Consider the following 21216-nt stretch of genomic DNA (forward strand, 5'->3'; position numbering starts at 1 on the left):
CGGCGGAAGTTTGATTGGACGAAGAAAGTCAGGGGGAGCGTGTGAAGTCTTTGCTGCCTGTCCTGACTGTTGTGGGGGCGATCCTTTTGTTTTGGGTCGTGTCTGTTGTGCCGATGAATATGCATCTGACCGCTGATCTGGCCCAGCGGCAGGATATTGTGGTGACGCCTGATACCCCTGTGGCGCGCCAAGATTATTCTGGGATCGGGTTGGCCCTGCGCAATACGCATTTGTTCGGGATGACTTATACGCTGGAACGCCCACGTTTGCCGTCGCCGCATCAGGTGGCGGTTGAGATGTGGGATACCATTGCGATGAAGAAAGTGACGTCTCGGCGGTCGCTGGTTTATCATGGCTGGGTCACGTTGTCGGCGACCTTGCTAGGGTTTGCGATTGGGACGGGGTTGGGCATTTTGCTGGCTGTGGGCATCGTTTACAACCGCGCGATGGATATGAGCGTGATGCCTTGGGCGATTGCCAGCCAGACCATTCCCATTTTGGCGCTTGCCCCGATGATTATCGTGATGCTGGGCTCGATCGGGATACAAGGGTTGTTTCCGAAGGCGGTGATCAGTGCTTACCTGAGTTTCTTTCCGGTCGTTGTGGGTATGGTGAAGGGTCTGCGGAGTCCTGATGCGATGCAGTTGGATTTGTTGCGGACGTACTATGCCAGTCCGTCACAAGCGTTTTGGAAGCTGCGGTTGCCTGCGTCTGTTCCTTATCTGTTTGCTTCGCTCAAGATCGGGATTTCGGCCTCTTTGGTAGGCGCAATTGTCGCCGAGTTACCAACTGGGGCACGTGCCGGGTTTGGTGCGCGCATGTTGGTCGGTGATCAGTACGGACAGCCAATGGTCACATGGGCGGCTCTTTTCGCGGCTGCGATTACAGCGGCAGCTTTGGTTGGGTTCTTTAGCTTGATTGAGCGTTGGACCCTGCGCCGGATGGGGATGCACGCGGCATGACGGGGACGGCGATCATCAGTGCTTTGGCCGTTTGGGGGGCGGGCTGGTTTGTGAACGCGCGCCTTGCCAATAGTGCTGCCGCGCAAAGCAGGCTGGTGAAGCTTTTGGTGCCTGCCATCTTTGGTGTGACTTTGTTGATCATGTGGGAATTGCTGGTGCGCATGCTGGAGGTCAGCCCGGTGATCCTGCCACCGCCGACGATGATTGCCGCGCGTTTCGCAAGCGAACTGCCGATCCTTTGGGCGGACTTTCAGCAGACAATCATCAAGGGCGCCATGACAGGCTATATCATTGGAATGATTGTCGCTTTTGCCGTGGCGATTTTGGCGGATCGGTCCGATTTCCTGACGCGGGGGATTTTGCCTGTTGGTGGTTTTATGGCGGCCCTTCCGATTGTGGGCACCGCGCCGATCTTTGTGCGCTGGCTGGGAAGCGATTGGCACTCAAAAGCGGCGGTTGTTGCCGTTATGGTGTTTTTTCCGATTTTGGTGAACACCGTTGCCGGCCTGCGTGATACGACAGCCATGCAACGTGACCTGATGCGCACCTATGGGGCGGGATACTGGGCTACGTTGTTCAAACTACGCCTGCCCGCTGCGATGCCGTTCATCTTTAACGGGCTTAAGATTGCGACCACTTTGGCGCTGATTGGGGCCATTGTTGCCGAATTTTTCGGCTCTCCCACCGTCGGTATGGGCTTTCGTATCTCTACCTCGGTTGGGCGGCTTGCGCTTGATATGGTCTGGGCCGAGATTGTTGTCGCAGCAATTGCGGGAAGCGCACTTTACGGGCTGGTGGCATGGATTGAAGGACGGGTGACATTCTGGCACCCATCGCAACGCAAGTAACGGGACTAAGCCCCTCAAAGAGGGTAAATGAAACTGACTAGGAGGTCATGATATGAAGAAGTTAATGATGGCGGCAGCGTTTGCTGCCGGATTGGGCGGAGCCGCACACGCCGATGGGCATGCCAATGACGTGACACTGCAATTGCAGTGGGTCACGCAGTCTCAGTTCGCGGGCTACTATGTGGCGCTTGAGAACGGGTACTATGAGGAGGAAGGGCTGAATGTCACCATCCTGTCTGGCGGTCCTGATATCGCGCCACCTCAGGTTCTTGCCGGCGGCGGCGCCGACGCAATGCTGAATTGGATGCCATCGGCGCTTGCGGCCCGCGAACGTGGTTTGCCTGTGGTGAACATTGCCCAGCCATTCAAGACCTCGGGCCTGATGCTGACATGCTGGAAGGACACCGGCATTGAAAGCGTTGAGGATTTCCGCGGCAAGACCATTGGTGTTTGGTTTTTTGGCAATGAATACCCGTTCCTCAGCTGGATGAGCCAGGCAGGGATTCCAACGGATGGCGGAGAAGACGGCGTGGCGGTTCTGCGTCAGGGCTTTAACGTTGACCCGCTGCTGAACCGCGAGGCTGACTGCATTTCGACCATGACGTACAACGAATATGGTCAGGTGCTGGATGCCGGTGTATCCGAGGACGAACTGGTGACGTTCAAATATGAAGACCAAGGTGTCGCCACGCTTGAGGACGGCATTTATGTGCTGGAAGAAAACCTCGAAGATCCGGTGTTTGTTGACAAAATGGTCCGCTTTGTCCGGGCGTCGATGCAAGGTTGGAAATGGGCTGAAGAAAACCCCGAGGCGGCCGCTGGCATCGTGCTGGATTACGATGAAACCGGTGCACAGGGCGAGGCGGCCCAAATCCGTATGATGGGAGAGGTTGCCAAGCTGACCGCTGGGTCGGACGGGTCGCTTGATCCGGCGGACTTTCAACGGACAGTTGATACGCTGCTTGCCGGTGGGTCCGATCCTGTCATCTCGCAGCAGCCAGAGGGCGCTTGGACCAGCATGATCACAGATCAGGCGTTGAACTAAGGCGTAAACCTAGTCCCGGGCCCAGCGGCCCGGGACGCCTGACCTTAAGCCAGAAGGCCTCGGGCTATGCCCGGGGTCTTTGCATATGAAAACGGCATGTCACAAAGGTTTGAGGTCGTTTTGACGCATGATCCGCGCCTGTGCCTCGAAATCACGGTCTCATGTGCTAGACTTTTAGCGCACCCATGTATCGCGGAGTTTTTCAATGAAGCCTTCCTTGATCACAAGACGCACCGCCATCGCCCTCAGCGGGGCCGCCCTGATGACGCCTGCGAATGCCGCTGGCCTTGCGCCCACGCCAACGATGCGTGGTGGTGCAAACAACTATCGCCCTGATGCTCCGATTGTGGACCGCATTGGTGGCGGTGGCTTTTGGATGACGGGGACTGTGCGCCGGGCCGGTGATGGCGCGCCATTGCCGGGGCAGCGCATTCAGATGTGGGCCCATACCACCGAAGGGCATGAACGCGATGCGCATAGTCATGGGGCGACATTGACTGATGCCAATGGGCAGTTCCGGCTTGAAATGCCGCAGATAGTACCGGCATTTGGGCAGGCGCACGGGCATTTGGCCTATGATAGTGGGACGTTCAAAACCGTGTTCTTGCGCCCGTTGCTGGAGAGCCCGAGTGACACCACCCTCAACGTAGACTTCGTGCTTGAGCCTGCCTGATCGCTTGCGACCGGCACTGATCTGGGGCGCGCTCGTCTCTGCGATCCTCGCGCCCATCCTTGCGGCGGCATACAGCCCACTATTGCAGTGGCGAGAGCCGATTTACATCGCCGCAGGCTTTGCTGGTATCTTCGGGATGGCGATCATGTTGATGCAACCGCTGTTGGCGGTGGGCGCGCTGCCGGGGCTGTCTTTACAGACCAGCCGCAGCTTGCACCGATACGGCGGCATGGTGCTTGTCTTGGCGGTCGCGGGTCATGTGTTGGGGCTTTGGATCACCAGCCCGCCAGATGTGATTGATGTGCTGTTGTTCCGGTCGCCCACGCCTTTTGCGATCTGGGGTGCACTTGCGATGTGGGCGATTTTCGGGGCTGCGTTGCTGGCCAGCCTGCGATTGCGTTTGCCGTTGCGGGTTTGGCGCTGGGGCCATACAGCGTTTGTGACTTTGGCTGTGATCGGGACTATCGTTCACGCCTTGCAGATCACTGGCACGATGGAACAAGTGACCAAGATATTGCTTTCGGTGCTTGTCGTAGGTGCGCTCTTTGCTGCAATTATGCGGCGCAAGGTTTGGGCGATGGGCGTGCGGTCCCGGCGAGGCTGACTTAGCCTTTTCGGTTCATGTCTTGATAGGTCGGGAGCAGGTCGCCGGGTGCTGCGGTTGCGTCATAGACGCCGCGCGCGATGGCCCGACTGAGACAAACAGCGCCGGCTGCTGCGATCTCTCGGAATTGGCTTTGATCGACTGGCGGCCCCTCGCCAGTTGCAACCCCAAACACCAGATCTCCATCCAGCGGCGTATGCGATGGCACAATCGCCCGCGCCATCCCGTCATGCGCCGTCACAGCAAGGCGGTGGCATTGTGTTTTGGTCAGCGCCGCATCGGTTGCGATGATAGCGATAGTCGTGTTTGCGCCTTCGTTTGCTTGCAACATCATGGCGTGCTCTTTGCGACTTGGTTCAGGTGAAACCAGTCCGGCGTTCGTATCTGGCCCTGCACCGCCGAACTCTGTATCCATTTCAAAAGGGGCCGCCCAAAAGTGTTTGTCGCCTGGTGTCGTGACACTGCCCAAGGCATTGACCACAACCAATGCACCAACGGTCGTGCCGTCTGCCAGCACCAGTGACGCGGACCCTAGCCCGCCTTTCTGCATCGCCGCCATCGCACCCGTGCCCGCACCGGTTGTGCCGGTCGTAAACTGCTCGGACGCGCTTTGCAGCGCTTCTCGCCCCAGCGCGCGATAGGGGTTTTCGTCCCAGTCTTTTGCCCCGCCATTGATCAAATCAAAGATAATCGCGCCGGGCACTATGGGGATGTTCATCGTGCCAACCGGAAACCCCCGGCCCATCGCGCGCAGCCCGTCCATGACGCCGGAACAGGCATCAAGGCCAAAGGCAGAGCCGCCTGACAGAACGAGTGCATCCACCTGCTCTACGGTTTTATCAGGGGCAAGCAGATCGGTTTCTTTCGTGCCCGGCGCGCCGCCCATGACGTGCACGCTGGCTGTGAAGGGTTTGTCGCCGACGAGGACTGTTGTCCCCGTCTTGATATGGTCATCCTGCGCGTTGCCAACCCGCAGGCCAGCAACATCCGTGATCAGATTACGCGGTCCTTTAGATACAGCGGCCACCATCCACCTCCATCGCGACACCTGTGACCATGCTGGCTTCGTCAGAACACAAGAAACAAGCGGCGTTTCCCATGTCCTCGGGCGTCGAAAACCGCCCCAGTGGGATCGTTGACAGGAATTTGGCCCGCATTTCTGGCGTGTCCTCACCCATGAAGGATTTGAGAAGCGGCGTGTCGCCTGCCACCGGATTGATCGCATTCACACGGATGCCCTCAGGGGCCAGTTCGACCGCCATCGTTTTGGTTGCCGTGATCATCCAGCCTTTGGAGGCATTGTACCAGTTCAGGTGGGGTCGGGGTGAAACGCCTGCGGTGGAGGCGACATTGAGGATCACACCTGTACTGCGTTCTTTGAAATGCGGAACGAAGGCCTGCGCCGTTAGAAACACCGACTTCATGTTCACGTTGTAGACACGGTCAAAATCTTCTTCAGTGACGTCTTCGAGTTTGGTGGGTAGATGGGTGACGCCCGCATTGTTCACAAGAATGTCGAGAGGGCCCTGCGAAAGCACGGTTTCAGCAAGGTTAGACACTGATTTGCCGTCTGAGACGTCACAGGCCACAGCGGTTCCGCCAATCTCGGCGGCAATCGCCTTGGCCCCTGCCAAATTGACATCGACCACGAACACCCGCGCGCCCTCGGCTGCGAATTTGCGGGCGATACCAGCGCCAAAGCCTGAGCCGCCCCCCGTTACAATGGCTGTTTTGCCTTCCAGTCGCATGATGCCTCCCGTTGTTGAAATGATGGTAACAACCCTTGGATTAGACCGCCATGCCGAAGGTGGGCAGCTTGGGTGCCGCTGCGATCAGCGTTTGCGTGTAAGGGTGCTGCGGATTGGCAAAAACAGTCTCTGTTTCACCTTGTTCGACGATTTTTCCGGCCTGCATGACCATCACCCGGTCAGTTACCGTGCGGACGACAGACAGGTCGTGGCTGATGAAAATATATGCCAGTGGCCGTTTGTGGCAGAGATCAGCAATCAGATCGAGCACCTGCGCACGGACAGAGACATCAAGCGCCGAGACCGCTTCGTCAAAGATGATCAATTCGGGTGCGATGATCAGGGCGCGGGCAATGGCGATCCGCTGGCGCTGGCCGCCGGAGAATTCGTGGATGTATTTGGTAGCGTCATTGGATGAAAGCCCGACGTCTTCGAGTGCTTTTGCAATGGCGTGGGTGCGGGCCTGTCCGGTGGGTGGTGTTTCGAGCAGGTGAAACGGCTCTGTGATCAACCGGTCCACGCGGTGTCGGGGGTTGAAGCTGCTGTAGGGATCCTGGAACACGACCTGCATTCTGCGGCGCACAGCCAGATTGGGGTGTTTGCCAGTGAAAACCGGCTCCCCATCCAGGCGGATTTCGCCGCCCTGTACGTCCTCCAACCCTAGAATTGCCCGCGTTAGGGTCGATTTTCCGCAGCCGCTCTCACCGACAAGCCCGACACGCTCGCTCTGATTGATCTCAAAGCTGATGTCATGCAGCGCGCGGAACATGGGCCGAGGGCCAAGGAGTGTTTGGCGTGACATAGGATAGTCGCGGTTGACGTTCTGCACGCTGAGCATCGGTGAGGATTGCGTGGTTTCGGGGAGTGAAACGGCGTGCGTTGATGCCTCAAACAAGGCTTTGGTGTAGGGGTGCTGCATACGGGCGAGCAGGTGTTTGGTCTCGCCCGCCTCGACCACCCGACCATTCTGCATGACCACGATCTTGTCTGCGATATCGGCAACCACGGCCAGGTCGTGAGTGATGATCAGCAGCCCCATGTCAAACTCGCGCACAAGATCGCGAAGCAAATCGAGGATGCGCGCCTGTGTCGTGACGTCAAGCGCCGTGGTCGGCTCATCCGCGATCAGCAGCTTGGGACGCAGCGCGATGGCCATCGCGATGACAACGCGCTGGCGTTGGCCGCCTGAGAGTTCGTGAGGATAGCGCGTGGGCGCCACTTTCAGGCCGACCCGTTCCAGCATGGCGGCGGCGCGTTTGTGGGCCTCTGCTTTGGATGTTTTTTCATGGATCAGGATCGTTTCGGCGACCTGTGCACCAATCGTTTGCACCGGGTTCAGGGCTGTCATCGGTTCTTGAAACACCATGCCCATCGCGTTGCCGCGCATTTTGCAGAGGTTGGGTTCAGTGGTTTGCAGGATGTCGGTGCCGTCCAGCAGGATTTTGCCTTTCGGGTCTGACCCCTGCGGCAGCAAGCCCATCACGGCGAGGGCTGTCATGGATTTGCCCGAACCGCTTTCGCCAGTGATCGCCACGATCTCACCTTTCTGCATGGTCAGGTCGATGTCGTGCAGAATTTTCGTGTCGCCAATCGCCAGCGACAGGTCTTTGATCGCAAGCAGGCTCATGTCCGCGCCACCCGGATGCGGGGATCAAGCCAGTCGCGCAACCCGTCGCCCATCAGGTTGAGGCCCAGCACCATGAGCAGGATCGCAAAGCCGGGGATCAGCGCGGTGTGCGGCGCGATGCTGACCAGTGTTTGCGCGTCAGCCAGCATACGCCCCCAGCTTGCCGTGGGTGGCTGCGCGCCAAGGCCGATGTAGGACAGGGCGGCCTCGGCCAGTATGCCCAAGGAAAACTGGATAGTACCTTGGACGATCATCAGGTTGGTGATGTTGGGCAGGATGTGTTCGACGGAAATACGCGCCGCGGATTTGCCGCAGACGCGGGCGGCAAGGATGAAGTCGCGTTCCCACAATGGCAGGGCCGCGCCGCGCGTCAGGCGGGCGAAGACGGGGATGTTGAAGATGCCGATGGCGATGATGGCGTTGACGGCGGATGCCCCGAAGACGGCCGTGATCAGGATGGCGATGACGAGTGATGGGAAGGCAAAAACGAGGTCATTGCCCCGCATGATCAGCTCATCCAGCATCGAGCCATGTCGGGCCGCCGCGAGCAACCCCAACGGGACGCCGAGCGCCATGCCGATGCCGACGGCGACCAGTGCCACGGCAATCGAGGTGCGTGCGCCCATCATGATCATAGACAGGATGTCGCGTCCGAAGTGATCTGTGCCAAGCGGGTTGGTTCCGTTTGGCCCCTGTAGTTTGTTGGGAATGTCGAGGGTTTCGATTTCTGCGGGTGTCCAGATGAACGACACCGCCGCGAGCGCGATGAAGACCAATGTCAGGGCCGCGCCGATGATCAGATTGCGGCTCATGCCTTTGTCCTCAGCCTTGGATCGACGGCGGCATAGGCCAGATCGACAAGGAAGTTCACCATGATCACGGTAAAGACCAGCAGCATCACCACGCTTTCCACGACGATCAGATCGCGGGCGCTGATAGATTGGAAGATCAGGCGGCCAAGGCCGGGCAGGAAGAAGACCTGTTCAATGATGATCCCGCCTGCCAGCAGAAAAGAAAATTGCAGGCCGATGATCGTCAGCACCGGGATCAGCGCATTCCGCACCGCATGTTTCCAAAGCGCTTGGCGGCGCGATAGACCCTTGGCGCGGGCGGTACGGATGAAATCCTCTCCCAGCATATCGAGCAGGGATGAGCGCATGACACGCGCGAGGATGGCCGCTTGCGGCAAGGCGAGTGCGATGGCGGGCAGGGTGAGCGATTTCAGGGCTTGGAACGGGTCAGACCACCCCGGAAACCCGCCCGCTGAGAACCAGCGCAGGTTGATCGCGAAGATCAGGACGAGGATCATCGCAAACCAGAAATTCGGGATCGCGACGCCCAGTTGGGTGGCCCCCATGATCGTGACATCGCCTGCGCCGCCCCGTCTGCTGGCGGCGTAAATGCCTGCGGGAAAGGCGATGAGGGTCGATAGGATCAGCGCATAGATGGCGAGGGGGAGCGAGACCCAGATACGGTCGTTGATCAGTTCTGATACTGGGGTCTTATAGGTCCATGACTGGCCAAAATCGCCGCGCAATAGCCCTGTGACCCAGTCAAGGTAGCGTGTGATCAGTGGTTGATCGAGGCCCATTTCGGCACGCAGGGCGGCGATGGTGTCCGGCCGCGCGTTGACGCCCAACATAAAGGCTGCGGGATCGCCGGGGATCACCTCGATCACGGCAAAGATCACGACGGAGGCGACGATCAGGCTGATGATCAACGATGTCAGTCGGCCCAGCGCGTAGCGGATCATGTGTGATTCTCTTGTAGGGCGGGGGCAAAGGTGATTTCCCCCTTTGGGATTGATCCGCTTAGCGTCAGGTACGAGATAAACCGGGGGTTCAGGCCGCCATAGGTGAGCGCATGATCATTTGAAAACCCCATTGGGCCGTAGACATCTGGATTGCCGGTTAGAACGCAACCGGCCGCGCCGATATCCCTTAACTGGGCCAATCCGGTTTTTGCCAGCAATGTGCCAATCCCTTGGCGTTGGTGCGCGGCCAGCACGGAAATCGGCCCGAGCGCGTACCAGTCGCCCCTCGCGTTTGCGATGGTGACTGGGGAAAAGGCGACATGGCCGATGATCTTGTCGGTGACGGCGACCAAAGACAGCGTCAGGTCGCCGTCTGCTTGCAATCTGGCGGGAAGATGCTGGTCATTTTCGTCTGCAAACGACATGGGCGCAAAGGCATCGCGCGTCAGGACATGGATTGCCTTCGCGTCTTCATCCAATGCTGCACGAATTTTGACGTCACGGATCATGCCCAATAGTCCTTGCCCGCTGTAAACGTTCCTGCCAAAATGGGCCCATTCTCAGGGCGGGGCGGAATTCCCCACCGGCGGTATGTGGCAACCCCACGAGCCCGCGAGCGCCTTTCGCAAGAAAGGGTCAGCAGATCAGGTGCGAGGCCTGAGCCGACGGTCATAGTCCGGATGAAAGAGAATGCGGAGCGTTGTGTGCCTTTTGGGTGCGCTGCGTGCCGTGTGATGCCTTGGGTGACGTGTCGAAGCCAAAAGGAGATCACAGTATGACACTTCCCCAGTTTGCATTCATCAAGGCCGGTTGGCACGCTGATATCGTGGATCGTGCGCTTGATGGGTTTTTGACTGAAATACCGATCGAGCAGGTGACCGTCTACGATGTCCCCGGCGCGTTCGAGATGCCGATGCTGGCCCAAAAGCTGGCGCTGACGGGCAAATACGACGCGATTGCCTGCGCTGCGCTGGTCGTTGATGGCGGTATTTACCGGCATGACTTTGTCGCCAGTGCTGTCGTTGATGGCCTGATGCGCGTGGGTCTGGACACGCAGGTGCCTGTGCTGTCGGTCAGCCTGACGCCGCATCACTTTCAGGAAACCGATCATCATATCGCGATCTTCCGCGAACACTTTGTACAGAAGGGGAAAGAGGCGGCGCGGGCGGCCAAAGCTTTGGTCGATTTGCAGCCAAGTGCAGAGCGTGCCGCCTGATCTGGTCATGCGGTCAGTTTAGTGGCGGTATAATCGTCCATCGCCGACAAAACTTCGGCGCGCGAACGCCGCGCGCCGGTTTGCAGGTATTCCATTGCGCGCAATGATGCCTCATGCGCCTCAATGCTGGAACCGCCGACACAGTCTTCGATCACCCGACAGAAATAGTCTGACTGGTGCCCATCGACGAATGTGTAGTGGACGCAGACATCTGTCAGACCGCCGCACATCAGTAGGGTGTCTACTTTGAGGCCCCGCAGAAGTATCTCAAAATCAGTGCCGAAGAATGCCGAATAGCGCCGTTTCGGGACGATGTAGTCGGTGGGGCGATAGCCCATTTCCGCCTTGGCGATCTTGGTCTTGGGGTTGTCCTCAAGACAGTGGATATCCTCATCTCCCTCCAACTCGCGCCCAAAGTCGACCAGATCGGGGCGATGCACTTCTTGGATAAAGATCACCGGTATCCCGGTGTCATGCGCTTTATCGATGACCGCGCGCGCGGCCAGCATCCGGTCTTTGTACCCCGGCATGTTGTCGATGGACCGGACCACGCTGTCGTCGATGAAGGTGCTGGCCTGAATGTCGATGACAATCAGGGCCGGCTTGCCTTCGATCAATGCGCGTTTGGGGGCGTTTGCGTTGGCCAATCAGTTGCTCCAACTCACGCCGGTCAGGTCAACGGCGGCAGTGGGCTGGTTGACCCATAACCCCTTGATCCCCGCTTTCGCTACGGTGGCGACGGCGAGTTCGAAGAGGTAGCTGTTCACGTAGTCCTCTGAGATGATGGTCTGCGCCTGGGCAAGCAGTTCGCTGCGCGCACCGGGATCTGTGGTGGCATTCAGCGTTTCCATCAAGGCCTGAAAGTCCGCGTTGTCGTATTGGAAGTAATAGTCAGGGTTCGCATAGATCCCGATATCCATCGGTTCGGTATGGCTGACAATGGACAGGCCGAAGTCCTTGTTGGTGAAGACCTCTTCGATCCACTGCGCCCATTCGAGGTTGGTGATTTCGGTTTCGATCCCTACAGCGCGCAACTGGCTGGCGATAATCTCGCCCCCGCGTCGCGCGTAGGAGGGCGGTGGGAGTTTCAGGGTCGTGGTGAAGCCGTCAGCAAACCCCGCTTCGGCCAGCAACTCGCGGGCAAGGTCTGGGTCGTGGGGTGAATTCCCCAGCAGGTCGACATAATCGGGGTTATGCGGTGCGAAATGCGTGCCGATGGGTGTGCCAAGGCCGAACATGGCCCCGTCGATGATCGCCTGTCGGTCAATCGCGTGGGCCACTGCCTTGCGTACCCGCACGTCATCAAAGGGCGGCATCTTGTTATTGGTGGACAGGATCGTTTCGCCTTCGGTATTACCGACGAGCACCTGGAACCGTGGATCGGCCTCGAACTGCGGTAGGTTTTCAGGGGCAGGGAAGCCGATGAAGGCATCGACATCCTCGGCCATCACAGCGGCAAAGGCGGCGGTCGGGTCAGAGATGAAACGAAACGTCGCACTTTCCAACGCAGGTGCTGGACCCCAATAGTCAGGGTTGCGTGTTAGCTCCAACCGGTCGCCTTGCACCCAATCGGTGAAGGTAAACGGGCCGGTGCCGATGGGGTTGGAGGCGATGGTTTCGATGCTTTCGGGTGCCACGATCACCGCATCACCCCAGGCCATGTTGAACAGGAAACTGCCGTTGGGCTGGTCCAGCGTGACCTGCACGGTCAGTGGATCAACGACCGTGACATCGGTGATCCCGGCAAACAGCCCCTTTTGCGCGTTGGTGCTATCCTCGGCCCGCGCGCGATCAAGGCTGAATTTGACGTCTTCGGCGTCCATGGTGGTGCCGTCATGGAAGGTCACACCAGCGGCGAGGTTGAAAGTGTAGATCAACCCGTCGTCCGAAATATCCCAGCTTTGCGCCAACCCCCGAATGATCGCGCCATCGGCATCAAAGCGGGTCAGCCCCTCGAACACATTGGCGTAAAGCACGCTGTCAATCGCCTGCGCGGCCCCGCCAGTGGGGTCAAGGTTCGGGGGTTCCAACTGGATCGCGACGGTAATGCTGTCTTGGGCCAATGCGCCGGACGCGCAAAGAACGATGGCCGTGGATGCGGCGAGTTTCTTGAAAGAATGCATGGTCTACCCCCTATGGCTACCATCACTCTTGTCGGAACGTTTCGTCAAATCAAGCCCTTCACGCTGGAAACGCAAAAGGCGGGCTGCTATCGAACATGCAGATTCAAGGGAGCCTGAGATGAGTGCCACAGCCAAGAAACGCGCGCCCATGCCGGATGATATCCGTGCGGCCAAAGGCGGCACGCCGCTGGTCAGCCTGACCGCCTATACCACCCCAATGGCGCAGATGATGGATGAGCACTGCGATTTTGTGCTGGTGGGTGACAGCGTTGGGATGGTGCTGCACGGGCTGCCATCGACACTTGGGGTGACGATGGAGATGATGATCCTGCATGGGCAGGCGGTCGCGCGCGGGCTGTCGTCGGCGATGATGGTGATGGATATGCCGTTTGGGTCTTACGAGGAAAGCCGCGAACAGGCATTTCGCAATGCCGCCCGGTTGATGGCTGAGACCGGGGCGGGTGCGGTGAAGCTGGAAGGCGGTGCTCATATGGCTGACACCATTGCCTTTCTGGTCGCGCGCGGCATTCCGGTGATGGCCCATATCGGGCTGACGCCACAGTCGATCAACACGCTGGGCGGCTACAAGGTGCAGGGCCGCGGTGCTGCGCGGGATGCGGCCTTGGCGGATGCGGATGCGGTTGCGCAGGCGGGGGCCTTTGCGGTGGTTCTGGAAAAGGTGCCGCAGACGTTGGCGGATGAGATCACCGCCCTTGTGCCGATCCCGACGATTGGGATTGGGGCGAGTGCTGGCTGTGACGGGCAGATTTTGGTTGTCGATGACATGCTGGGGCTGTTTACGGCGTTCAAGGCAAAGTTCGTCAAACGCTACGCCCATTTGGGCGATGATGGTGCGGCAGCGATTGCTGCTTATGCCGCCGATGTGCGCGCGCGGGCGTTCCCGGCGGCTGAGCATGTGTTTGCGGATAAGGCCCCTTTGAAATGATTGCGCCTATCGTACGCAGCTTGGCTGGTTTGCGCGCGCAGACGGCCGTTTGGCGCAAAACAGGTGAGACAATAGGTGTGGTCCCCACAATGGGTGCTTTGCATCAGGGACATTTGTCTCTGGCCCGTGCTGCACGCGAAAAATGCGACCGCGTGATCGTGACGATCTTTGTGAACCCCAAGCAGTTTGATGATCCCGATGATCTCAAGAATTACCCACGGACCGAAGAAGATGATGCGCGCAAGTTAGAGTCCATCGGCGTTGACCTGATTTATGTGCCAGAGCCGGATCAGATTTATCCCGATGGCTTTGCGACCACCGTTTCGGTGTCTGGTTTGACGGACATGTTGTGTGGCGAATCCCGGCCCGGTCATTTCGATGGTGTTGCGACGGTGGTGTCAAAGCTGTTTGCCCAGACCGCAGCCGATTTCGCGTTCTTTGGTGAAAAGGACTACCAGCAATTGCAGATCGTGCGCCGGATGGCCGCTGATCTGGATATCCCAATTGAGGTTGTAGGCTGCCCGACCATCCGCGAAGAGGATGGGCTGGCGATGTCGTCGCGTAATCTTTTGTTGTCGGATCGGTCACGGGTCTATGCGCCTGTGTTGGCCGAAGTGATGGAAGATATGCGGGAAAAGCTGAAGGGCGGTGCGACGATGGCCGCGATCTTGCCGGATGCCAAAGCGCGGGTCATGGCAGCCGGGTTTAACGATGTGGATTATTTGGAACTGCGCGATGGCTTGGATTTGTCGCTATTGGATCAGGCCAAGCCCGAAGCGCGCTTGTTTGCGGCTGCGTGGCTGGCAGGTGTTCGGTTGATTGATAATATCGCGGTATAGTTCCGATGCATTGCCCAGGCTTTTGATAGAAATGGCGCGCAGACCGTCCCAACGCCACACCTAAGTGAGCGCTGGGAAACTGCCAGCCAACGACCTTTGGTCCAGCGCTGCTGCCGAGCCGACCTGTGCTTTATCAAAGCGCTCTGTCGGAATCCCAGAAATCAAGCCGCCGCCATCGCGCGGGCGGCGCGTTTGTCCGCCCGCCGCTCTTTGCGCAGATACGTATGATACAAGACTGGAACGCCGATCAGTGTGAGGATGGACGCAAAGCCTAAACCGCCCATGATCGTCACAGCCATCGCGGCAAAGAAGGCGTCTGTCAGCAGCGGGAGCATTCCAAGGATTGTGGTGCCTGCGGCCAACACAACAGGGCGAAGACGGCTGACGCTGGCCGTGATGATGGCCTTATCTTGGGGCAAGCCTTCGGCTTTCTGGGCGTCGATTTCCTCAACAAGGACAATCGCGTTTTTGATCAGCATGCCGGACAGAGATAACAGGCCCAGCATTGCTGTGAAGCTAAACGCAAGGTTTGCATAAAGCAGCCCGAGCGCGACCCCGTTGATCGCCATTGGCACAATCGTCCAAATCACCGCCGTTTGCCGTAGTTTGCCAAAAAGCAGCACTGTGATCAGCAGCATAGTGCCAAAGGCCAGCGGCATCTGGCGGCCAAGCGATGCTTGTGCCTCGCCGGCGCTTTCAAACTCGCCACCCCACTCAAGACGGTAGCCTGCGGGTAGATCAATTGCTTCGATCAAGGGTCGGATTTCGGCAAAGACAGTTGGCGGGGTCAGCCCGTCAATGACATTCGCCTGTATGGTGATTGTTGGCACGCGATTACGCCGCTCAATCACCGGGTCTTCTGCGACAACGGCAAATCCGTCGATCACCTGGCTTAGGGGCAGGTAGCCCCCAATGGCATTTGAATAGACGATCTGGTCCAACAATTGACCGTCACGTGCAGTCTCCTCGCGGGGGGTGCGCACGATGATATCAATCAAGCGATCCCGTTCGCGGTAAGTGCCTGCGGGAATGCCGTTGGTGGCCAGAGCGATGGCATTGGCGACGTCGCTGCGTGCAATACCCGCCGCTTGCGCGCGATCTTCTGCGTAGATGGGGCGCGTGACGATTTCACGTTCACGCCAATTATTGTGCTCGCTATGCAAAAGTGGGGTTGCGTTGCGCAGAATATCCTCGGCTTGGGTTGCGAGGTCGCGCAACACGTCAGGGTCCGGCCCCGAGAAGCGCGCCTCAATGTCTGAACTGACCGGCGGGCCGTAGATGATCCTTTTGGTTTGCAGCTCTGCCCAAGGAAGTGCTTTGATCCCGAACTGGTCCAACTCTGCGCGCAATGCGGGGATCGCTTCTGATGTTGTCGTGCGGATCACCAACTGCCCGTAAGAGCTGTCGCGCCGGGCGGGGTCATAGGTCAGGATGAAGCGCGTCAGCCCTTGCCCGATCGTTGCGGTGACAGCTTCGACATCGTCGCGGGCCAATAGCCAATCTTCGATAACAGACAGATCTGTGGAAACTTCGTCAATCGCTGTGCCCTGTGCCGCTTTGTATTCAAGGTAGAACAAGGGCGTCGTGGCAGGCGGGAAGAACTGTTGTTTGACCTGCGCAAAGGCCATTACGCAAGCGACGGTCGTGCCAATCAAACCCGCAATCACGAGCCAACGCAGCTTTAGCGCCCACCGCACAAGGCCACCATAGGCGCGAAAAACAGGGCCGCCATAGCCGGTATCATCACCGACCAGACCGCCCGACTTGAACAGATAATGCCCCAACAGCGGGGTGACCGTCACAGCGACGAACCACGACAGCAGCAGAGAAATCGCAATCACGGCAAACAGTGAGAACATGAATTCACCGGTCGCATCAGGGGACAGCCCGATGCCCGCAAAGGCCATGATGCCAATGATCGTGGCCCCCAGCAGCGGGATTTGGGTCTTCTGTGATGCGGTATCGGCGGCCTCGCGCGATGTGCGGCCTTTGCGCATTTCTTGTTGCATGCCTTCGGCGATCACGATGCCATTGTCGACCAGCATACCCATCGCGATGATCAATGCACCAAGGCTGATCCGTTCGACTTTGACGTCAAACAGGTACATGAAAAAGAAGGTGGATGTGACGGTCAGCAAGAGTGACACGCCAACCACAACAGCCGCGCGCGGGCCCATGAACAGCGCTAGAACGCCAATCACGACACCGACAGACATCGCCAGCGAAACAAGAAAGCTGCCGTTCGCATCATCAACAACGCGATGCTGTTCGTAGATCGGTGTCACTGTGACGCCGACCGGTAAAAGATCTTGCAGGACTTGCAGTTCAGCCTCGACCCTTTGCCCGACATTTACGATGTTTTCGGAAAGCAGGCCGGACACACCAAGGGTAAACACCTCTTGGCCGTTGTGGCGCAGAATATGTTCAGGGTCGTCAACGCGGCCACGGTTGACTTGGGCGATGTCGAGAAGGTTCAGAACCTCGCCTTGGAACCCGAAAGTCAGACCGCTGATCTCGCTGACGCTATCTTCGGCAGACGGGCCTTGGATGCGCAGATTGGCCCTGCCGTTCGCGACAAAGCCCGTCGGGTTGATCGCTGTCGATGCGCTGATCGCGCCGACAATCAGACCCGGATCAATACCAAGCGATGACACGATCTGCGATGAGGGTTCGACAAAGATCGCCTCTTCCGGCAGGCCTTGGATTTCCACATTTGCCACGCCTTCAACAGTCAGCAGATCGCGCCGCATGAAGGTGGCAATGTCCCAGATTTCCGCATCCGAAAATCCGGGCGCCGATACGGCATAGAGAATGCCAAACACATCGCCAAAGTCGTCATTCACGAGTGAAGGCAAGGCACCTGCTGGCAAAGCACCGCGTGCATCTGCGACGCGGTCGCGCAGGTCATCCCAGATCTGTGGTAGTTCATCACCGCCAAACTGGTCTTCGACCTCGACCTCAATCACGGAACTGCCTTGGGTGTTGCGCGATGTGACCGTTTTAATCTCGTCCATCTGCTGGATCTCAGCTTCCAGCACTTCGGAAATCTCTGTGGCCACCTCTGCCGCCGTCGCACCGGGGTAAGGGGTAATGACCAGCGCAGATTTGAGTGTGAATGTCGGGTCTTCCAGCTTGCCCACTGACATGTACCCCACAGCGCCGCCGATCAGAGCGAAGACCATGAATAGCCATGTGTAGATCGGATACTCGATTGAGAAACGGGCGATTTTCATGGATCTACTCTACGCTCATGCCGGTGAAGGGACGCACGGTTTCACCATTGCGCAGCATTTGGATGCCGGCGCCGACGATCCACTGGTCAGGGCCAAGGCCGGTAACAGTGATCTGCGTGCCGTTCACAGAGGTCACATTCACAGGAACCAGATTGACCGTCCCGTATGCATCATCACCGTTGGGGGTGTAGACCATGACCTGTGCGCCATCATTTGTGATCGAAACCGCGGACGGCGGCAGCGCAATCGCTGCCGTGTCAGCGCTGCGCAACCGCGCAGTGACCGTCATTGACGCGCCGGGAATTATGGCTGTGGGGACTTGGGTGGATGGCAGGGCCAGCGTGACACGGTAGCTTTGGCCGATATTCTGCGTCTCGGCGTTGAATTCGCGCAAAGCTAAGGGCACTTCGCCCGCAAACAGGGGCGATGTGCCGACAAAACTGACGGCTGTGACATCGGAGACACTTTGGAACAAACGCTCTGGCACGTCGATTTCAACACGTACCTCGGACATGTCATGCAGGCGTACAATCGGCTGCCCAGGAGACACATTGGTAAAGTTTGGCGTCAGGCGGGATGCGACCAGCGCCCGAAAAGGAGCGGAAAGCGCGGCGTCTTCAAGCGCGTCTGTCGCCTCGCGCAGGGTAACGGCGGCAAGGTCACGGGCGGTTTCGGCGTTCTGGGCTTGGGTTGCCGAGGCTGCATTTGATTGCACCAGTGTTTGCGCGCGGGTCAGGTCACGGTTGGCCTGTACCAGCTGCAGCGTCGCACGCTCAACTGCGCGTTCAAAGGGTGCAAGGTCCATGGCGGCTATCTGCACACCCTCATCAAGAAACTCACCCTCTTGGGCGTCGAACATCACCAGCCGCCCGCCAACCTCGAAAGATAAATCAACCGTTTCGCGTGCCGCCACTTGTCCGAAAAACACGCGCTCTAGCTGCGCGGCCTCGCCACCGGCTTGGATCAGCTTGACGGCGCGCATGGGGGCCAAGTCACCCGACGGCGTCAGGACTTCTGTATCCTGCGCTTTGGCTGCGAGCGTCAGCGCAAAGACAGCTACAATTACGATGATCGGTTTCATTGGTCGGCCTTCCATGTGCGTACTGACCCGTACTTAGAGCACGTTGGTCAGACAGCAAGGCAAAAGAGTACGGTACAGTACTTTTCTTTTCGCACGCCGCAGCTTAGACATGCTTTATGAGTAAGACATCATCACATGACCGCATTTTGCACGCTGCACGTCGGCTGTTTTTCGAACATGGGTTTGAAAAAGTGTCGACCGATCTGCTGGCGCGTGAGGCCGCAGTATCCAAAGCGTCCATCTATCGGCACTTTAAGAATATGGCAGATATTCTGCGCTGTGTGACCGAGGCTGAGGCGGTCAAGTTTCGCGAAGTCACACCACCCAAGATCGAAACCCTCGCAGATCTGCGCGAGGCTTTGACCCAATACAGCACGAAGCTTTTGACGTTTCTCAACGCTGCCGACACGATGGAGTTCTCGCGGCTGATGCACGAAGAGGCGCGCGACAACCCAGATATTGGACGGACGTTCTTTGATGCGGCTTATGGGCAGACGCAAAACGACTTTGCCAAAATGTTCACTACCGCACAAAGCAAGGGTGTTTTGTCAGATGAAACTGATGCAATGGATATTGCAGAAGACCTGATGGGTTTGCTTGAAGGTCTTGGCATGGTGCGCGTGCAACTGGGCGTCATCAAGGTGCCTTATGTGGATATCGAAAAGCGTACCAAGCGGGCCGTGACAACGATTTTGTGCATGCATGCAAAGCCGTCTTGAGCCAGCGCCGATGAAAGAAGAAACCCCATGACACTGATATCTGAGACATCCTTCGACCTGCTGGCCCAACTTGCGCAGAACAATACCAAAGAGTGGTATGATGCCCATAAAGCAGACATCAAGGCCCATTGCCTGACCCCCTTTGGTGAGATGCTTGAGCATGTATCGAACCGCTTGCTCGACAGCGCGCTTCCGCTTGAGGGAAGTGCAAAGACGATGTTTCGCATGAACAGGGATGTACGCTTTTCCAAGGACAAAAGCCCTTACAAGACATCCGTTTCGGGGGTGTTGACGCCTGGCGGGACGAAGGCTGAAATGGCGGGCATGGTTTATGTTGAACTGAATGCGACAGGCGGTTGGGTCGGGGGTGGATTTTACAAACTACCGACAGCACAGCTTGGCCTGATCAGGCAGCGCATTGTGGATGAAACACCGGCGTTTCAAACAATCGTGGACGGGCTGACAGATGTGGGAACAGGTCTTGCAGACATGGATCGACTCACGCGGATGCCTAAGGGCTTTATTGAGCATGAAAACCACCCCAATGCCGAAGAGATTAAACTCAAAAGCTATGTCATACAGGCAGATATCACCAAGCAAGCATGGCTGAATGGGGACGTGACGGGAATTGTTGCACAGCTTGCGCGAAACGCCGCGCCATTGATCCGGTTTGGGAAAGCAGCGTTGATAAAACAAGCCTAGGAAACGCAACGATATATCCGCGTGTCGGGCAATTGGCTGTCCATCAAGATATCGCGAGCTTTGCAGCTGCCCCAGATGGACAAGTCCATCCCACTTGAAAGCAGCTCTTGGCGGGTCGCAGCAAAGCCGTCATTGCGACCACCAGTCTCGCGCACTTTTTGTGGCACGTATGCCAATGGTCTCTTGTCCATCTCAGGATGGTCTTTGATGAGAACACGCGCGCCCATGTCCTGTGATGCAAAGAACGACGGAAGAACTGGTTGCGCCCGTTAGACCATTATTCAAACATCCTGAGGACATGTATCATGAAGACACTCGGCATAACGCTCGCTCTAACGCTTTTGACCGCCGGCGCGGTCCAGGCGCACGTTACTATCACAGTGGACGGGGATCAGCGCTGCATCAGATCGGATGGCGTCCCCGATCACGACACCGGCCCGTGGCGCGAAGGGGCCATTGTGGAACAGCAGGATCACGCGTTTTGCATGGATGCAACGCCAGAGCTTGCCGACACCATAACCCGAAACGTCCGTGTTTCGGGCATTACGGTGACCGGTATTCCACTGCGTCCGGGCACCGCGGAATACTATGATGCCTCTACCGAGCGTGGATATTCGCGCGATCCGTCTTCAGGATGGAATGTGGAAGGCGTAGGCGGGCTTATCATGGACGCGCAAAACGCGCATGTGGACGGTGACGGGATGTACCACTACCACGGCATCCCCTCTGCGGTGGTCGAGGGGCTTGAGAACACGCTGTTTGGCTATGCCGCTGATGGGTTTGAAATCCACTACGTGGGTGACCAAGCGCAATCATCCTGGCAACTCAAAAGTGGCGAACGCGCATCCGGTCCAGGTGGCGCACATGACGGCACCTATGTGCAGGATTACGAATTCATTGCAGGGTCCGGTGATCTGGATGAATGCAATGGGGCCATGGTTGACGGGCGATATGTCTATTTTGCAACCGACACCTACCCGTTCTTCCCACGCTGTTTCAAAGGAACGGTGTCGAGCGACTTCATCGGTGGGCGCGGCAACCGGACCCCGCCGGGCGGCGACGGCTGAAGGAGTTTGCCAAACCCAATGTTGGGTCCT

The 21216-nt window shown here is 58.1% G+C and carries 21 protein-coding genes and 1 riboswitch; of the genes, 11 read left to right on the forward strand and 10 right to left on the reverse strand.

Annotated elements, in window-relative coordinates; all coding sequences use genetic code 11:
* Positions 1-41 precede the first annotated feature (41 nt).
* From MWU60_RS08940 to MWU60_RS08960, 5 genes are all read left to right on the forward strand, one after another.
* The gene (locus MWU60_RS08940; protein WP_247226929.1) at positions 42-962 is read left to right on the forward strand and encodes an ABC transporter permease; all 921 of its coding nucleotides are present in this window, start codon (positions 42-44) and stop codon (positions 960-962) included.
* The gene (locus MWU60_RS08945) at positions 959-1810 is read left to right on the forward strand and encodes an ABC transporter permease (RefSeq protein WP_247226930.1); all 852 of its coding nucleotides are present in this window, start codon (positions 959-961) and stop codon (positions 1808-1810) included. Before MWU60_RS08940 ends, MWU60_RS08945 begins: the two co-directional genes overlap by 4 nt.
* Before the next feature lie 52 nt (positions 1811-1862).
* Positions 1863-2855, forward strand: coding sequence for an ABC transporter substrate-binding protein (locus MWU60_RS08950; protein WP_247226931.1), 993 nt, complete (start codon positions 1863-1865; stop codon positions 2853-2855).
* Positions 2856-3060: 205 nt separating this feature from the next.
* Positions 3061-3528, forward strand: a complete 468-nt coding sequence (locus tag MWU60_RS08955) for a twin-arginine translocation pathway signal (RefSeq protein ID WP_247226932.1) — start codon at positions 3061-3063, stop codon at positions 3526-3528.
* Positions 3515-4132, forward strand: a complete 618-nt coding sequence (locus MWU60_RS08960) for a ferric reductase-like transmembrane domain-containing protein (protein ID WP_348644677.1) — start codon at positions 3515-3517, stop codon at positions 4130-4132. The genes MWU60_RS08955 and MWU60_RS08960 overlap by 14 nt, the downstream gene beginning before the upstream one ends.
* A 1-nt stretch (position 4133) precedes the next feature.
* Here the strand turns inward: MWU60_RS08960 and MWU60_RS08965 are convergent, their stop codons facing one another.
* From MWU60_RS08965 to MWU60_RS08990, 6 genes are read right to left on the reverse strand one after another with little or no spacing between them, the layout of a single operon-like run.
* Entirely contained in the window at positions 4134-5159 is a 1026-nt protein-coding gene (locus MWU60_RS08965) for a P1 family peptidase (protein WP_247226933.1), read from the reverse strand.
* The gene (locus MWU60_RS08970) at positions 5143-5880 is read right to left on the reverse strand and encodes an SDR family oxidoreductase (protein WP_247226934.1); all 738 of its coding nucleotides are present in this window, start codon (positions 5878-5880) and stop codon (positions 5143-5145) included. The genes MWU60_RS08965 and MWU60_RS08970 overlap by 17 nt, the downstream gene beginning before the upstream one ends.
* Before the next feature lie 40 nt (positions 5881-5920).
* The gene (locus MWU60_RS08975; protein ID WP_247226935.1) at positions 5921-7507 is read right to left on the reverse strand and encodes a dipeptide ABC transporter ATP-binding protein; all 1587 of its coding nucleotides are present in this window, start codon (positions 7505-7507) and stop codon (positions 5921-5923) included.
* A complete protein-coding gene (locus MWU60_RS08980; protein WP_247226936.1) occupies positions 7504-8319 on the reverse strand; it encodes an ABC transporter permease in 816 nt (271 codons plus the stop codon). The genes MWU60_RS08975 and MWU60_RS08980 overlap by 4 nt, the downstream gene beginning before the upstream one ends.
* Positions 8316-9260 (reverse strand): ABC transporter permease, encoded by a 945-nt coding sequence (locus MWU60_RS08985; RefSeq protein WP_247226937.1) that lies wholly within the window; start codon positions 9258-9260, stop codon positions 8316-8318. Before MWU60_RS08985 ends, MWU60_RS08980 begins: the two co-directional genes overlap by 4 nt.
* Positions 9257-9769 (reverse strand): N-acetyltransferase, encoded by a 513-nt coding sequence (locus MWU60_RS08990; protein ID WP_247226938.1) that lies wholly within the window; start codon positions 9767-9769, stop codon positions 9257-9259. The genes MWU60_RS08985 and MWU60_RS08990 overlap by 4 nt, the downstream gene beginning before the upstream one ends.
* 43 nt (positions 9770-9812) lie before the next feature.
* Positions 9813-9956, forward strand: a riboswitch (FMN riboswitch).
* 79 nt (positions 9957-10035) lie between these two features.
* On the opposite strand from MWU60_RS08990, the gene MWU60_RS08995 reads away from it, so the two are divergent.
* Positions 10036-10476 (forward strand): 6,7-dimethyl-8-ribityllumazine synthase, encoded by a 441-nt coding sequence (locus tag MWU60_RS08995; RefSeq protein ID WP_247226939.1) that lies wholly within the window; start codon positions 10036-10038, stop codon positions 10474-10476.
* Positions 10477-10481: 5 nt separating this feature from the next.
* Here the strand turns inward: MWU60_RS08995 and MWU60_RS09000 are convergent, their stop codons facing one another.
* Both MWU60_RS09000 and MWU60_RS09005 read right to left on the reverse strand, forming a co-directional pair.
* Positions 10482-11123, reverse strand: a complete 642-nt coding sequence (locus MWU60_RS09000; RefSeq protein WP_247226940.1) for a cysteine hydrolase — start codon at positions 11121-11123, stop codon at positions 10482-10484.
* Positions 11124-12599 (reverse strand): ABC transporter substrate-binding protein, encoded by a 1476-nt coding sequence (locus tag MWU60_RS09005; protein ID WP_247226941.1) that lies wholly within the window; start codon positions 12597-12599, stop codon positions 11124-11126.
* Between the two features lie 118 nt (positions 12600-12717).
* On the opposite strand from MWU60_RS09005, the gene panB reads away from it, so the two are divergent.
* Positions 12718-13545 (forward strand): 3-methyl-2-oxobutanoate hydroxymethyltransferase, encoded by an 828-nt coding sequence (gene panB, locus MWU60_RS09010; protein ID WP_247226942.1) that lies wholly within the window; start codon positions 12718-12720, stop codon positions 13543-13545.
* Positions 13542-14384 (forward strand): pantoate--beta-alanine ligase, encoded by an 843-nt coding sequence (gene panC / locus MWU60_RS09015; protein ID WP_247226943.1) that lies wholly within the window; start codon positions 13542-13544, stop codon positions 14382-14384. Before panB ends, panC begins: the two co-directional genes overlap by 4 nt.
* A gap of 161 nt (positions 14385-14545) precedes the next feature.
* On the opposite strand, the gene MWU60_RS09020 is transcribed toward panC, so the two are convergent.
* Positions 14546-17617: an efflux RND transporter permease subunit gene (locus tag MWU60_RS09020; RefSeq protein ID WP_247226944.1), complete on the reverse strand. Its 3072-nt coding sequence runs from the start codon at positions 17615-17617 to the stop codon at positions 14546-14548.
* A 4-nt stretch (positions 17618-17621) separates the two neighbouring features.
* On the reverse strand, positions 17622-18698 hold the full coding sequence (locus MWU60_RS09025; protein WP_247226945.1) for an efflux RND transporter periplasmic adaptor subunit: 1077 nt from the start codon (positions 18696-18698) through the stop codon (positions 17622-17624).
* A gap of 116 nt (positions 18699-18814) precedes the next feature.
* On the opposite strand from MWU60_RS09025, the gene MWU60_RS09030 reads away from it, so the two are divergent.
* The 3 genes from MWU60_RS09030 to MWU60_RS09040 all read left to right on the forward strand — a co-directional run bounded on the left by MWU60_RS09030 (position 18815) and on the right by MWU60_RS09040 (position 21186).
* The gene (locus tag MWU60_RS09030) at positions 18815-19417 is read left to right on the forward strand and encodes a TetR/AcrR family transcriptional regulator (RefSeq protein ID WP_247226946.1); all 603 of its coding nucleotides are present in this window, start codon (positions 18815-18817) and stop codon (positions 19415-19417) included.
* A 27-nt stretch (positions 19418-19444) separates the two neighbouring features.
* The gene (locus MWU60_RS09035) at positions 19445-20119 is read left to right on the forward strand and encodes a DUF2461 domain-containing protein (protein ID WP_247226947.1); all 675 of its coding nucleotides are present in this window, start codon (positions 19445-19447) and stop codon (positions 20117-20119) included.
* Positions 20120-20424: 305 nt separating this feature from the next.
* A complete protein-coding gene (locus MWU60_RS09040; RefSeq protein WP_247226948.1) occupies positions 20425-21186 on the forward strand; it encodes a YHYH protein in 762 nt (253 codons plus the stop codon).
* The last annotated feature ends 30 nt before the right edge of the window (positions 21187-21216 follow it).

Origin of the sequence: Yoonia sp. F2084L (assembly GCF_023015625.1) — a bacterium.
Lineage (GTDB): Bacteria > Pseudomonadota > Alphaproteobacteria > Rhodobacterales > Rhodobacteraceae > Yoonia.